Annotated in this window: 7 protein-coding genes; 2 read left to right on the top strand and 5 right to left on the bottom strand. The window is 59.4% G+C overall.

The window, feature by feature from the left end; translation table 11 throughout:
• Nucleotides 1–124 precede the first annotated feature (124 nt).
• Nucleotides 125–8,611, bottom strand: a complete 8,487-nt coding sequence (locus tag G6N80_RS11685; protein WP_165133957.1) for a glycoside hydrolase family 94 protein — start codon at nt 8,609–8,611, stop codon at nt 125–127.
• A gap of 509 nt (nt 8,612–9,120) precedes the next feature.
• On the opposite strand from G6N80_RS11685, the gene G6N80_RS11680 reads away from it, so the two are divergent.
• Nucleotides 9,121–10,284: a M20 aminoacylase family protein gene (locus tag G6N80_RS11680; RefSeq protein ID WP_244484801.1), complete on the top strand. Its 1,164-nt coding sequence runs from the start codon at nt 9,121–9,123 to the stop codon at nt 10,282–10,284.
• Nucleotides 10,285–10,354: 70 nt separating this feature from the next.
• Here the strand turns inward: G6N80_RS11680 and G6N80_RS11675 are convergent, their stop codons facing one another.
• On the bottom strand, nt 10,355–10,498 hold the full coding sequence (locus G6N80_RS11675) for a hypothetical protein (protein ID WP_156379299.1): 144 nt from the start codon (nt 10,496–10,498) through the stop codon (nt 10,355–10,357).
• Between the two features lie 175 nt (nt 10,499–10,673).
• Between G6N80_RS11675 and G6N80_RS11670 the strand changes: the two genes are divergently transcribed.
• Nucleotides 10,674–11,777, top strand: a complete 1,104-nt coding sequence (locus G6N80_RS11670) for an NAD(P)/FAD-dependent oxidoreductase (protein ID WP_165133954.1) — start codon at nt 10,674–10,676, stop codon at nt 11,775–11,777.
• Between the two features lie 2 nt (nt 11,778–11,779).
• On the opposite strand, the gene G6N80_RS11665 is transcribed toward G6N80_RS11670, so the two are convergent.
• The 3 genes from G6N80_RS11665 to G6N80_RS11655 all read right to left on the bottom strand — a co-directional run bounded on the left by G6N80_RS11665 (nt 11,780) and on the right by G6N80_RS11655 (nt 15,671).
• Nucleotides 11,780–12,598, bottom strand: coding sequence for an endonuclease/exonuclease/phosphatase family protein (locus G6N80_RS11665; RefSeq protein ID WP_165133951.1), 819 nt, complete (start codon nt 12,596–12,598; stop codon nt 11,780–11,782).
• 76 nt (nt 12,599–12,674) lie between these two features.
• On the bottom strand, nt 12,675–14,135 hold the full coding sequence (cls, locus tag G6N80_RS11660) for a cardiolipin synthase (RefSeq protein ID WP_062556235.1): 1,461 nt from the start codon (nt 14,133–14,135) through the stop codon (nt 12,675–12,677).
• A gap of 102 nt (nt 14,136–14,237) precedes the next feature.
• Nucleotides 14,238–15,671: a M20 family metallopeptidase gene (locus G6N80_RS11655; protein WP_165133948.1), complete on the bottom strand. Its 1,434-nt coding sequence runs from the start codon at nt 15,669–15,671 to the stop codon at nt 14,238–14,240.
• Nucleotides 15,672–15,747 lie beyond the last annotated feature (76 nt).

Here is a 15,747-nt window from a genome sequence, read left to right as displayed (position 1 = left end):
CTGGTGCTTCGGTAGCATCAGGTCATCGGAAGCTTGAAGCTGATCACGCACAAACACTGATACAACAAAGCCCGGCCTGCCATCAGCGGACCGGGCTTTGCGTCATCCATGAGATGCTGCGCACTCAGCCGATCGCGAAACCTTCGCCCACAACCACCGCAGTGCCGTTGATCGTGACAGCCGCTTCGCTCGAACCGGCAGCCTTCTCCACCTTGATGGCAAAACTCTTGCGATCCAGCGTGAGCGTCGCCTCGAAGCCGGTCCACTCGGTGGGCAGGGCGGGACGAACGAACAGGCGGTCGCCTTCACGCTGGATACCGAGAATGCCTTCCACGGCAGCACGGTAGAGCCAACCTGCCGAACCGGTATACCAGGTCCAGCCGCCGCGACCGGTGAGGTCGCCAGCACCGTAAACGTCGGCAGCCACCACGTAAGGCTCGACGCGGTAGCGATCGGCATCATCCTTGCCCAGCGCATGATTGACCGGGTTCAGAAGCCGGAAGGCCTTCCAGGCATCGTCCCCGCGTCCAAGCCTTGCCAGCGCCAGCACGACCCAGGTGGCAGCGTGCGTATACTGGCCACCATTTTCGCGCACACCCGGCGGATAGGCCTTGATGTAGCCGGGATCCTTGGGCGTCGAGGCAAAGGCCGGTGTGAACAGGCGGATGATACTATCCTGCTCGGAGACGAGCTTGCTCATCACCGCATTCATGGCCTGTTCCGAGCGCGCCGGATCACCTTCGCCGGAAAGAACGCTCCACGATTGGCCAAGCGAGTCGATCGCGCATTCCAGATTGCCATCGGCACCCAGCGGGCTGCCATCGTCGAAGTAGCCGCGACGGTAGTACTGGCCATCCCAGCCTGCCGTCTCCAGCGCCTTCTTCAAGCTTTCGAGATGGCCGGACCAACGGGCGATGCGCTCCTGATCGCCGCGCTGTTCGGCAAAGGCCAGGAACCGGCGAAGCGCTGCGGCCAGGAACCAGCCGAGCCAGACGCTGGTACCACGACCGCCGATACCGACGCGGTTCATGCCGTCGTTCCAGTCACCGCCAAGGATCAGCGGAAGGCCGTTCGACCCCGTCCGCTTGATGGCAAGATCAAGGGCACGCGCGGCATGCTCATAAACCGTTGCCGTCTCTTCGGAGATCTCCGGCTTATAGAAGGCGTCATGCTGACCTGGGGTCAGAGCTGCGCCCTTCAGGAACGGCAGTTGTTCGTCCAGAACAGACACATCACCCGTTGTCTTGATGTACTGGTCGGCCGCGTAAGCAAGCCATACCACGTCATCCGAAATCGTCGTGCGGACGCCCGCGCCGGTGACCGGCAGCCACCAGTGCTGCACATCACCTTCCGGGAACTGACGACCGGCAGCCGTGACGATCTGGCGACGCGCCAGAGCCGGATCATGCATCATGAAGGCCAGCGTATCCTGCAACTGGTCGCGGAAACCATAAGCGCCAGAAGACTGGTAGAAGGCCGTGCGTGACAGGATGCGGCAGCTGAGTGCCTGATAAGGCAGCCAGGTATTGATCATGTGATCCAGCGCCTTGTCCGGCGTCGAGATCTTCAGGCGACCCGTAAAGTCGTTCCAGAAGCTCTTTGCCCCTTCGACAACCGTATCCGCACTGACGCCCCGAACCTCAGCGGCCATAGCCGCCGCTTCGTCGCGATTACCACAATCACCGAGGAAGAAGGTGATTGTCTTCTCTTCACCGGCAGCGAGTTCGATGTCGCAGGCGAGAGCCGCGCACGGTGCGCCGTCCGGCTCCAACGATCCGGTCAGCGCAGCACCTGCAGCGACCGCCGCAGGGGTTGCCATGGAGCCGAAGCGGCCGAGGAATTCGCGGCGGCTGGTCGTGAAGCCCGAAACCGGAGCATCTGCCCCGAACAGAGCCGTCCGACTGCTGTAATCGATGCTGTATGGGTTGCTGGCAAACAGCGTTCCGGTCGCCTCATCCCTGCTGGAGAGTATGAAGGCTTGCGTCCGCTGCGGGTTGTTGCCCAGAATCCATTCCGCATAGCCATAGACCCGCAGGCGGCGAGCCTGTCCGCTGGTGTTTTTGAGCACCAGCTTGGAGAACTTGACCGGACGTTCCCGGTCCACAGTCTGCGTGACTGACATGGCGACACCTTCGTCTTCCGAACGGAAGACCGAGTAGCCAAGGCCATGCCGCGCTTCGAAAGCAACGGAGGGCTTGCGAGACAGGGCCGCATAGGGCGTCATGACAGAGCCGCTGTCCAGATCGGCCACATACAGCGCCTCGCCCGGACGGTTGATAACCGGGTCGTTCGACCAAGGCGTCAGCTGATAATCACGCGAGTTCTGGCTCCAGGTGAAGGCAGCACCTTCAGCAGCAACGTGGAAGCCAAAGCGCTCGTTGGAGATCACGTTGATCCACGGATGCGGCGTTGCGGCCCCACCCTGAAGGCGCACGACATATTCCTGACCATCGGTCGAGAACCCGCCGTAACCGTTCCAGAAATCGAGATCAGATGCACCGGCCTCGTCCGCCACGGTGCCGAAGTCGGCAGCTGTCAGAAGGGCACGGCGGTCCATTTCCACTTCGACGCCGCGCTTGTCGGAGAAGAGCGAGACTGCGCGGTTGACCTGATCCTCGATCTTGCCGTTGCGGGCATGGAGCACGACACGCGAGGCAGCAATAAGCGCCGCCCACGTGGACTCGTCCATCAGGTCGCGGCGCAGGGCAAACACCTGCTGGCGGCCTTCCGATTGACCGAGACGGCGAATGCTTTCGCTGATCTGGTCAATGGCATGCTGCATGTCCTGCGCGTAAGATGCTGGCTTCTCGTTGACGATGACGAGATCCGCCATCACGCCGCGAGACCGCAGATATTCCTGCGCCGACAGCGCTTCCTTGACGACTTCCATGTCCATTTCGTCGTTCACGCGCAGCGTAAAGATCGGCAGGTCGCCGGAGATCGACAGGCCCCAGAGCTGGCGCTGCGAGGCAAGGCCGGCATTGACCGTGGCCGCATCGGCACGCAGGTGCATATCCGGATAGACCAGGTAGCGACCGAGATGCTGGAAGGCTGCCGCCTGCTGCGAACTGATGCCGATATGGCGCATTTGCACCTGAACACGCGTCCAGGCCTGCGTCAGTTCAGAGCCAAACGCATCCGGATGACGGTAACGTTCGACGGCAATATCCAGCTCTTCGCGGCTCGGCGCGGCAATGGTCCAGAAGATCACGCTGACCTTCTTGCCTGCCGGCACGCGCACGACACGGCGCATGGAAAGGATTGGATCCAGCGTAAAGCCATCCGTTCCTGAAAGTGTCGCATCCGCATCAAAGGCAGCCGCTTCTGCAAGCGTGCGGCCACGACCGATGAAGCGGCGGCGATCTGTTTCGAACTCTGTCGGGCGCGACGAACCGGCATTGTCTGCCGCCAGATGCGCAATCTGCATCGACGGCTCGTTCGGGTTGCGACGGTTGCGCCAGGCGCGGATCACATCGCCACGCCGACCGATCTCGGTGCGAATGAACATGCGCGAGAAGACCGGATGCGCGTTGTCATCGTCCTCATGCGAGAGAACCGGCTCGATATAGGAGGTTACTTCGATGAAGCGATCTTCCGTCCCCTGGTTGAGCAGGGTCAAACGACGACCTTCCGCATCATGTTCAGTCGCGACAATCACTTCGACGGAGCTGGTGAGCGTGCCGACCGTCTTGACGAATTCGGCTTTCTCATCGCCGAACACGGTCTTGACCTTCTCGCCTTCCGCACGGCGCGGCTCTGACGTGGTCGACCACCATTGGCCCGTCGTCGTATCACGCAGGAAGAGGAAGCTTCCCCAGCGGTCCTCGACCGGATCCGCCTTCCAGCGGTTGACTGCCAAACCGTTCCAGCGGGCATAACCCGTACCCGTTGCCGTCATCATGGTCGAGTAGTGACCATTGGACAGCAGGATCAGTTCGCGATCGCGGCCGGCCGGATTCTGGATGGTGCGGATTTCCGAGCGCAGCAGATCGGCCTGCCCCTTGCCGGGCGTTTCCGGCTCGTACTTGGAACCCATGACAGGAACTTCGCGCGGTGCCTTTTCCTGCAGCAAGAGTTCTGCAGCTTCGACGACCGGATCGGCATGGAAGAGTTCGCGCAGCTTGCCATTGTTCACGACGTTGGCGATGGCCGCAATCGACATGCCATGGTGGTGGGCATAGTAGTTGAAAACCACGGCGCAACGCTTGCCTTCCGGCACACGGGTCGGCGTGAAATCGACCGCATCATGGAAGCCGTAGCGGCCCAGCGCGCCCACGGCCCGCAGTTTCTGAAGGTTTTCGAGCGCTTCCAGCGGCTTGTACTGGCTGGCGAGGATCGAGGCATAAGGCGCGATGACAGCGTTCTGGCCAAGACCACGCTTGAGGCCAAGCGTCGGAACACCGAAGTTGGTGTACTGATAGTTCAGGTTATGATCGCGGGCATTGAACGCGGCTTCCGAAATACCCCAGGGGATATTCAGGCGGCGGCCATGGTTCATCTGCTCTTCGACGATCAGATTGTTCGTCTGGTTCAGAATGCCACCCTGACGCTCCTGCATGACAAGCGGCGGCATCAGATATTCGAACATCGAGCCGGACCAGGAGATCAGCGCACCACGGGCCCCGATCGGCACGACCTGACGGCCAAGGCGATACCAGTGTTCTGTCGGCAGATCGCCCTTGGCAATCGCAAACAGGCTGGTCAAACGGCATTCGGAGGCCAGAAGGTCGTAGCAAGCCTCATCGAGATCGTTGCTTTCCACACGATAACCGATGGAGAGCAGGCGACGATCCTTCCGGTAGAGGAAGGTGAAATCCATGGCGAAGGCCAGCTGGCGCGTACGATCGCGTAGCTGGATGAGGCGCTGGCGCAGCGGCTCGATATTCGTCATGTCAAACGTCGTGTCCGCAATATGCGCTTCACAGGCTTCAACCAGCGATTCCGACCAGCGCACCAACTCTGCTGTCTGGTTGGAGCTGACTTCGTGGTCGAGGTTGGCCGCAAGCTTCTGGATATCGCGGGCAAGGACGGCCAGGTTGATGATGCGGATGGAGGCAAACTCATGCTCGCGCTTCACTGCGGCCAAGGCATTGCCGAAACCGATGATGCGTTCGTCGATGCGGCGGCGCAGCGGACGCACCGTCTTGCGGTCGTCAGGCAGGTCCTTCAGCACTTCCGAGAGAATACCGGCAACATCACCGATACCGTCGAGATTGGCCTGAAGATGCGCGGACGGCGCTTCTGCCCATTCACGGCAGGCAGACGACACAGCAATCAGGTGACCGGCAAGGTTGCCGCTATCGACCGTCGAGACATAGCGAGGGCCAAGCGTCGCCAGCGTATCCGTATGATACCAATTGTAGAGATGGCCGCGGAACTTCTCCATTTTTTCGACGGTCGTGACTGTCTTTTCGATGCGTTCCAGCGTTTCCTGGAAGCTCAGCCAGCCAAAATGGCGAGCCGAAACCACCGAGAGAAGATAAACACCGATATTCGTGGGCGATGTGCGCTTGGCAACAATCGGCTCCGGCGTTTCCTGGAAGTTGTCCGGCGGCAGGAAGTTCTGGTCTTCCGTGGTGAAGGCTTCGTAATAGCGCCAGGTGCGACGGGAAATCTTGCGAAGCTCGACGGAGACTGCTTCCGGCACGAACAGACGGTCTTCCGTCTCCGCAGACTGGCTCACATACCAGGCGACGATCGGCGACAGAATCCACAGAAGCGCAAAGGGAATGCCGACGAGGAAGGCATTATCGTCAGGCAAAGCCGCAAACATGATCGCCAGGATAGCGGCGACTGGCGCATGCCACATGGAGCGGAAGTAAGCCTGCGGGCTGCCCTGGGCGGACGATTGAACGCTGGCGGCGGTTTTCCATTCCAACATCAGCTTGCGGCTGACGAACAGGCGATAGACGGAGCGGATGATCGCATCCATCATCATGAAGGCAGAGTCAGCGATGAACACGATACGCAGTGCGACCTGCGCATTGGCCGAGCGGATATCCGACCAGACCGAATAGAAATGCGCACGCGGCACGATATCGGTCGACCGCGGCAGAAGACCGGTGATGAGCGAAAGCGTTGGTGCCACGAAGAGCGAAAAGATCAGCAGGATCTGCCAGATCAGCGCCCCAAGCGGCGACATGAAATACCAGCCGAGAACGGACGCGAAGAACCAGGCGATCGGCGTCAGCGACCGGCGCAGGTTATCGATCATCTTCCAGCGACCGAGCGCAGTCACGCCACGGGTGGTATCGAGAATATAGGGCAGCAGCTGCCAGTCGCCACGCGCCCAGCGGTGCTGACGGGACACTTCAACCTCGTAACGTGTGGGGAAGTCTTCCACCAGCTCCACGTCGGTGACGAGCGCGCAGCGGGAGAACGAACCTTCCAGCAAGTCATGGCTGAGAACGGCATTTTCCTCGATGCGGCCGCGAAGAGCCGTCTCGAAGGCATCGACATTGTAGAGACCCTTGCCGGTAAAGCTGCCTTCGCCGGTCAGATCCTGATAAACGTCGGAAACCGTGAAAACGTAAGGGTCAATACCGCGGCTCATCGAATAGACGCGCTGGAAGACGGAGGCATCCTTGCCGGTCGTCAGCGACGGCGTCACGCGCGGCTGCAGCAGGCCGTAACCATGAATGACCCGGCCAGAGTTCACATCGTGAACAGGGCGGTTGATCGGGTGGTGCAGCTTGCCGACGAGCTTGGTCACCGCATCGCGCATCAGGCGCGTGTCGGCATCAAGCGTCATCACGTACTGAACGTTCTCCGGCACCGTGTTGGCACCCTGAAGATAGGTCGTATCCTTGTCGCCGCGCAGCAGCAGGTTCAACTCATGCAGCTTGCCGCGCTTGCGCTCCCATCCCATCCACACGCCTTCCGACGGATTGAACAGGCGGCGGCGATGCAGGAGGTAGAAGCGGGTTTTGCCGTCGAAGGCATAGCGGCCGCTAAGGGCCGCCACTTCGCGGCGGGCATATTCCAGCACTTCAAGATCGGCATCGGACTGTTCGACATTGCTGTCCTTCCAGTCGCTCAACAGCGCGAAGTAGATTTCACCATGCGGATTGGCGAGATAATGAACCTCGAGATTGCGAATGAGCTCGTCAACCGTATCGCGATTGGTGATGAGGCAGGGCACCACGACAAGCGTGCGCGCCTCTTCCGGAATGCCTTCCTTGAACTCATAGCCAACCAGGCGCGCCGGTTTGACCACATAGGTCACCAGCGTGTTGAACAGGCCCGTCGCGCCTTCCGAAGCAGGCAGCGAGAACATCAGCAGGAAGAGGATAATCACCGGCCAGGACATGCCAGCATGGCCAAGGAAAAAGCCGACAATGGCCAGTGCCAGGAAGGTCAGGAAAAGAACCGGGGCCGCAACGGCGAACCAGTTCATTTTCTGAACCGTCCGCAGCGCCTGCTGGGGCAGCGTCGGCGTATAGCCCACGCGCTTCTCCAGCTCTTCCCGATACATGCCGTTCAGGAAGGCACCGACATTGGCCTTGTGCGGATCGGGCACTGGAGCCTGAGCGGCTTCCTGGGCCAACGCAATTGCAGCGCTCGCCACTTCGATTTCGGTCTTCTTGGCGTAGCGTGCCAGCTTCTCGATGCGGTTACGGTAGGAGTTGCGAGAACCGAAATCGAGTTCGTTGTAATCGCTCTGCTCGCGCAGAACCTTGTCGACAAGGCAGACGTCCTCGAACCACACGCTCCATTCGGTGTCGTCGATCTCGCGCAGGCTCTTGATGATGTTGCCCATCGTCACGTTGCCGGAGGAGAGACGGTTCTGCTCAGCCATCATCACTTCTTCGGTGTCCGTGCCAGCGGCTGCCAGGCGTGCTTCAAGCCACTGGATGGCAAAGCTTGGCGACTGCGACGCATTACGCAGGCGATAGAGGAACTGGGTCGAGAAGGTATTGTCCTCGGTCAGCGGCTCGATCTTTTTCAGGAGATCGGCGCTTGCCACTTCATCGTTCAGCTTGATGATCGCGTCCGCAGCGTCATTGGCCTGCTGGCGCATACGGCGCGATTTTTCCACGCGAATGGAAATGCGGCGCAGGTTTTCGATCAAAACGAAGCGCAGGAAGGACGGCAGCGCCCACAGCTCGCCGATTTCCAGCGACTGATGTACCTGGAAACCTTCCGTCATGGCGGTCAGGTTATCGCGGTTTACCGTGCTATGGGTGTGCGCCACGTAAAGCCATGCGAGCGCCAGAACGCGCGGGATCTCCATCGAGCCGATCCGCATGGTTGGCAGCTGACGGTAGAACTTCTTCGGAAAGTCGCGACGAACTTCCTGAATGGCTTCTTCCACGATGTAGTGGTTGTCCAGCAGCCATTCCGCAGCCGGCGTGATCGTGGCACCGGCCTCCACATCCTTGGCCGTAGACCGGTAGACGCGCAGAATTTCGCGCTCATTCTCCTTGTGCCGCTCGCGGAACTCGAAACTCATGAAACCCGGCAAGGTTGCCGCGCCATCGCGCGCCAGAGCCTCGCCACAGGACCGCAAAGCCTCGGCATTGAAGTAAGTGGCGCGGATCGCTTCATTATGATCGATCTGCTTGCCTTCGGTTTCGCGCGAGGAGGAAGCGGGCGTATTATGAAATGACATTGTGTCGACTTCTGATCAGGAGTTGGGCTGTCTTTAGCGGCTGGCCGAATGGCCGTCAGGCGTACGCGGTTAAACCATCAAAATTGGGAACGGTAGCGACGAGACTGACAAAGGATTGGCAACCTTCCGGGCCGGATTGCAGGACACATGAAGGCGGAAGACTTGCAGATAATCAACGGTCTCTCCAATACGAACGTCTCTCGCCACTAGCCGGACAGGCATGAATGAAACCTGAACGTATTCAGCTGTTTGGAATATAGGATACGATACATTTCCTGTTTCGCGCAGCAAGTTCCAGATCCGTGGCCTGGCCCTCAATTCTCTGCGTTTCACCAAGTTCCATGACACCAAGATGTTTCTTCTTCAAGCAACTTATTTTCACCCGACAATGACTGGCGTTTAGGGTCCTTCGATCTGGAAACGGCAGGAAAGGATTTACCCACAGCACCACGGGCTGCTATGTCTCATGCTTTGCTAATGATGCTTTAACTGCCAGCGGTGGTAACGATATGACAATCCAGATCTCGAACGACATGCCGGAACTCGTGGCGCTGCGGCGTTTCCTTCATCAGAATCCGGAATTGGGCCTGTCCGAGTTCAAAACCTCCGATTTCATTGCCGATCAGCTCACACAGATGGGTTACGAAGTCACGCGCGGGCTAGCCAAGACCGGCATCGTCGCCACACTGCGCAACGGCTCGAGCGAACGCGCGATCGGCATCCGCGCTGATATCGATGCCCTTCCGATCTTCGAGGAAACCGGCCTCGATCACGCCAGCCAGACGCCGGGCCTGATGCATGCCTGCGGCCATGATGGGCACACGGCCATCCTCTTGGGCGCCGCGAAGGCTCTGGCGGAGCGCCGGAATTTCGATGGGGCGGTTCATCTCATCTTTCAGCCGGCGGAGGAAAATTTCGCCGGAGCCAAGATCATGATTGATGACGGGCTGTTCGAGCGCTTCCCCTGCAACGTGGTTTTCGGTCTCCACAACGATCCATCCATCCCCTTCGGCAGGATTGCCGTGAAGGAAGGGCCAATGATGGCCGCAGCCGACGAATGCCTGATTGTCGTCAACGGTCGCGGAGGTCATGGTGCCGAACCGCAGGAGGCGCTCGACCCGATCGTTTGCGGTGCAAGCATCGTCATGGCCTTGCAGACGATCGTAACCCGCAACCTGCACGCCATGGATCAAGCAGTCATTACCGTCGGCGCTTTCAATTCCGGCAAGGCCAGCAATGTCATTCCGGAACGCGCGGAACTGGCGGTTACCATCCGCTCCTTTGACCCGAAAGTGCGCGACACGCTGGAAAAGCGCGTGCGTGAAGTGGCCGAAGGTCAGGCGGCCAGTTACGGCATGAGTGCTACGATCACCTATGAGCGTGGCTACGAGCCGACGATCAACCATGTGGAACAGACACAGTTCATTCGTCAGGTGGCGGAGCGCGTGGTTGGAACCGAAAACGTCATGGATCTGCCGCGCCCCAGCATGGGAAGCGAGGATTTCGCATTCATGCTGGCGGAGACACCCGGCAGCTACATCCTGCTCGGGACCGGCAGGACAGACCGCGATCCGCCGCTACATCATCCGAAGTTCGACTTCAATGACGATGCCTTGCCAATCGGCGTATCCATGTGGGTAGAAACGGTGGAGACTTACCTGAAGAATGACTGAACGAAAAAGCCCTTCCGTGGGCGGCACGGAAGGGCTTTTTTCAAGATCCGTACGGTGCGTACCGTTCAGATCAGGCGATGATACCAAGGGTAACAGCGCCGATGAAAGCGATTGCGGCAAATGCCAACAAAGTGGGTAGCAAGGCCGGATAGCCAATTCTGGCCGATCCCGGAGCGGCAAGCTCCACGGGAAGATGTTGCAAGGACTGGGTCATGAGATCCTCCGTCACATTGTCGCCTTATTCTGTAACATTACCTTAACACGACCAGATTAATAGAGATTTCCTTTCTCGGGCACGGCCTCTCTGGAAATATCCTTTCGCGATAATGCCAAGCGCGCAATAAATATGCTGCACCAGAGGCGAGTCTCATTTCAGAAGGGTTTTGCGAGTGATGGACACAGACGTGGTGGTGGTCGGAGCAGGCGTCGTGGGTCTCGCCTGCGCGCGCAGTCTTGCAAGGTCCGGCCATCCGGTCCTCATCCTCGAAAGGGAAGGCGCCATCGGCACTGAGACCTCATCCCGCAACAGCGAGGTCATTCACGCCGGTCTTTACTACCCGAAAGGCAGCCTGAAAGCGCAACTTTGTGTTCAGGGAAAGGCTCAAGTTTACGCCTTTTGCGAATCCCACGGCGTATCGCACCGCCAATGCGGCAAGCTGATCGTCGCGACATCTACAGAGGAATTGCCCCTTATCGAAGCTCTGAAGAGCAAAGGCGAGGCGAACGGCGTGTCGGATCTGGTGATGCTCGATCAGCGGCAGGCACGACAGCTCGAACCCGCCCTGAATTGCGTTGCAGCTCTCCATTCTCCATCTACCGGTATCATCGACAGCCATGGATACATGCTCGCTCTGCAGGGCGATGCGGAGGATGCGGGAGCAGCCATCGCGTTTCATGCACCTTTCGAGGGTTCAAGCCCGATCGCGGGAGGCTTCGAGATCCGGGTGGGCGGCGCAGATCCCATGACGATTACCAGCCGGATGCTCGTCAACGCAGCAGGTCTTCACGGCAGCCGTGTCGCTGCGTGCATTGAGGGATTGCCGGTGTCGGCCATTCCGCAAACCGGCTATGCCAAGGGCAACTATTTCATGCTGACAGGCCGCGCGCCGTTCAACCATCTCATCTATCCAGCCCCGCACGCGCACGGACTGGGCGTGCATCTGACCTTCGATCTTGGCGGACAGGCACGTTTCGGTCCCGATGTCGAATGGGTGGATGAGATTGACTATGAGGTCGATCCGAACCGTGTCAACGGCTTCGAAGACGCCGTGCGGCACTATTGGCCGCAAATGCCTCGCAATGCACTCGTTCCCGGCTATAGCGGCATCAGGCCCAAGATTTCCGGCCCGTCTGATCCCGCGGCAGATTTTCGGATCGATGGCCCGCAAGCGCATGGCGTGAGCGGCCTCGTGAACCTCTTCGGCATAGAGAGCCCCGGATTGACTGCCTCGCTTGCCATGGCAGATCGGGTGAAGGACCTGCTGACGGCCTGACGTCACAGGGCAGTCCGTTGCCCGGGGGTGCGCAACAGAGCCTTGATCGGCAGATGGTCGGAAGCCACCCGCGCCAGTGCCGTGTCGTGGACATGCACCGTATCAATCAGCCCCTCATGCGAACACATGATGCGATCAAGCGCCAGAACCGGCAGCCGAGAGGGGAAACTCGGCACCGCCGAGGGCATTCCGCGAAATGTCGAAGCGAGTGAGTTCAGCGACGAACGATTGCCCAGCCTCCACTCATTGAGATCGCCCATCAGAAGCGTCGGCTGATCGTCCCGCAACCGCAGGAGATCGAGGATCATTCTCGCCTGACTTTGCCGCGATCTGTTCAATAGACCCAGATGCGCAGCAACCACCCGCAAGGCTGTACCGTCGGCAAGCTCAAGTTCGGTCAGCAGCGCCCCGCGCGGCTCAAGGCCCGGAAGCTTGACCGGATGCACGTCGCGGACAGCGCCGTTCCGGAAGAAGAGGACATTTCCATGCCATCCATGCGCCTTAGCGATGCCGCTGATCGGCACGGGACAAAGCCCGGTTTCTCGCTCGATCCAGTGGAGATCCAGCAGACCGCGGCGTTCCCCGAAGCGGGTATCGGCCTCCTGCAGGGCAATCACGTCGGGATCGATTTCACGAATGACATGGGCAATGCGGGCAGGATCGAACTTGCCATCGACACCGACACATTTGTGAACATTGTAGGAGGCGACCCGCAGGCCCTCTCCTTCCGTCAACATCCCGTCCACCGCAGCAGCGCCACGAGTCTTGCGGTTTCGAAGGGAAGCGATGATGTTCGCCGGTATCGTTCTGGTCTTGGTCATGCGGTCACGATCGCTGCTTTAGCAGAGCATATAATGCCGTTCTCATCTACTTCCACCATCGGTCAAACACATCGGCTCAGAGATAGGGAGAACCGAGCCAGAGAATGCGCTCGAACAGACGCACGGCAAACGGTCTGGCACGCAACTCCTCAAGGCTGACCCTGCTCGCGGTCTCAATCGAGCGATCGATCCGCCTTTCCAGATCTTCGGCAAAGGGGATATCGAACACTTCGAGATCGACCTCGAAATTCAGGCGATGCGACCTGGGATCCATGTTCGACGATCCGACATAGGCCCAGCGGCCGTCGATCACCAGAAGCTTGGAATGGTTGAATGGGCCCGATGCGCGCCAGAGGCGGCAATGCCCTTTCAACACCTGATCGAACTGAGCCGTCATCGCCCTATCGACCAGTGTCAGGTTATTGGAGGCGGGCACAACGATGTCGACCACCACGCCGCGCCGCGCCGCTGTTGCCATGGCGCTGATCAACTCGCGATCCGGCAGGAAATAGGGTGAAACGATGCGAATGTTCGAGCGGGCGACCGAGAACGCGCCCATCAGCATCTTGTGATTGGTCTCCACGCTCCGGTCTGGACCGGAAGCGACCGCCCGAATGAGTTTGGCATGGCCCGGGGCATGGGCAGGCGCTGCAATCTGCCATTCCTCGCCATCGAGAATTTCATCGCTGGCATAGTGCCAGTCCTCGGCAGCAATGGCGAACAGATCAGCCACCACCGCGCCCGTAATGCGGAAATGGGTGTCGATCGCACAGCCTTCGCCCTTGCATGTGCGCGAGAAATCTTCGCGAATGTTCATGCCCCCTGTGAACGCGACCGCACCATCGACAATCATGATTTTCCGGTGCGTACGCAGGTTCGCATAGGGCTGGCGTAGCCCTACGATGACATTGCCGTTGAACACCGCGACGCTGATACCAACATCCTTCAGCATGCCGAGAACACTGGGCACGGAGTAACGCGCGCCAACGGCATCAATCAGAACCCGCACCTGAACGCCGCGCGCCACCGCTTCTCCCAGAGAAGCGACAAAGCGACGACCAATCGTGTCACGATCAAAGATATAGGTTTCCAGGATGATACTGCGCTTGGCTGTGGAAATGGCCGACAACATGGCCTCGAACGCAGCATCGCCACCGTCCAGCAACTGGATTTCATTGCTGCTGGTCATCGGGTGGCGCGCCACGCGATCACCAAGCGTCTTCATCGCCAGAAAACGCCGACCGAACTCCATGGCGACGCTAATGTCATCCGCATCGTAATTGTCGAGGTGGGCAAGAACACCGCCCTGCCGCAGTCGCCTGCGGTTGAAGATGACCTTCCGGCGAACGCGGTTGATGCCTGCAATAAGGTACAGCAGCGCACCGACGATCGGAGACAGCAGAATAACGCCCACCCAGCCGACTGCTGAGCGAACTTCCTCCTTGGTCATCGCCACGTGAATGGCAGCGGTCGCCCCCATGACGACCGACAAGACGAAAACGATGTGCGGCCAATAGGGCGAGAGGAAATCCAGCATGCCTCACGATATAGGCGCGGCGCAGGAAATCGCAATCGCTTCAGACGACGTCCCACGCGAAAGTCACCAGACTACGTGTCTAGATATCTAGACATGTAGACATCATTTGATCGTCATCGCAGCAACCGGAGGCTCCGCCCCTTCAGGAATCGGGCTGCGATAGGGCTGACCCTTCAATCTCTTCTTCAGGTCCGCCCAGGCAGCTTCACGCAGCTGCGGGCTCTCCAGTGCGGCGAGGCCCGTTGCCGCCATGACCTTGGCAGTGGCAATCATTCCCTTGTGCGCAAGAGGGCTTTTGCCCTGCGCCACCACCTGCCAGGTATGAAGCTGGGTGCCGATGGCGAGGGTGGGACCATAAGCCTGCACGGTCGGCACGACCCAGCTCACATCGCCCACATCGGTAGAACCACCCATCTGCCGCACTTCGTTATGCGCTGGCAGAATGAAATCGGGCAAAGCCAGATCGTCTTTCACATCCAACCGTTCCTGCGCCCAGCTGGCGGCAATGTCTTCGGCAGACAGCGTATTGCGGATCGATTGCGCAAAGGCCTTGTCTTTCTCATCGAATTCCGGTGTGCCAAGGCTCTGCCAGATGTCCTGCATCACATCCATCAGCGGCGTGTTGACCACAAGGTTGGAAACGCCCGCCAGAATGGTGCTTTCCATAGTGGTCTCGGTCATCAGGGCAGCGCCTTCTGCCACCTTTTTTACCCGCTCGATCAGCGAGAAGAGACCGGGAAGTTCCGGCGCTCGCACAACGTAGCGCACCTTGGCATAGGCCTGGACCACGTTTGGAGAAATGCCGCCCGCATCCAGAAGCGCATAATGAATGCGGCAATCCTGCTGCATGTGCTCGCGCAGGTAGTTGACGCCAACATTCATCAGCTCCACGGCATCGAGCGCACTACGGCCCAGTTCAGGACTTGCGGAAGCATGCGAGGCGCGCCCTCGGAAGGTGAAATCGATGCGGCAATTGGCCAATGACGTTTCGCGCTGAACGCCTGCGAAATTGCTTGGGTGCCAGCAGATGGCGATGTCGACGTCTTCGAACGCGCCTGCCCGCACCATGAAGGCTTTTGCCGCACCACCCTCTTCCGCAGGGCAGCCGTAATAGCGAACGCGACCCGGCATGCCGGTGGATGCCAACCAGTCCTTCAGTGCCGTTGCCGCCAGAAGCGAAGCGGAACCCAGAAGGTTATGCCCGCAGCCATGGCCGTTGGCATTCGGTACCAGCGGTTCAAAATGTGAAACATCCGCCTTCTGGCTGAGGCCCGCAAGCGCGTCATATTCACCGAGAAAAGCGATGACCGGACCGCCCTCTCCCGCTTCGCCAATCAGCGCGGTTGGAATGCCCGCAACATTCTCCGTGATCCGGAAACCTTGTTCTTCCAGCATTTCGCGATGGGCAGCCGCGGATTGGGTTTCCATGTAGCAGGTTTCCGGCGTTTCCCAGACGCGGTTCGCCAGTCCGATGAAAGCCTCCTTCTTGTTCTCGATGACATCGAAGACTTCAGGAAGGTTATTGCTCGTAGACATCGGACTTCACCTGTATGCGAAATATGAGATAGACACCGAACCTATCCCACGCTCGACAGAATGCAATTCTTTCTTG

Source organism: Rhizobium rhizoryzae (genome assembly GCF_011046895.1).
GTDB lineage: Bacteria > Pseudomonadota > Alphaproteobacteria > Rhizobiales > Rhizobiaceae > Neorhizobium > Neorhizobium rhizoryzae.
The sequence above is the reverse complement of the archived record's forward strand: the minus strand, read 5'-3'. Positions and strand labels throughout refer to the sequence as shown.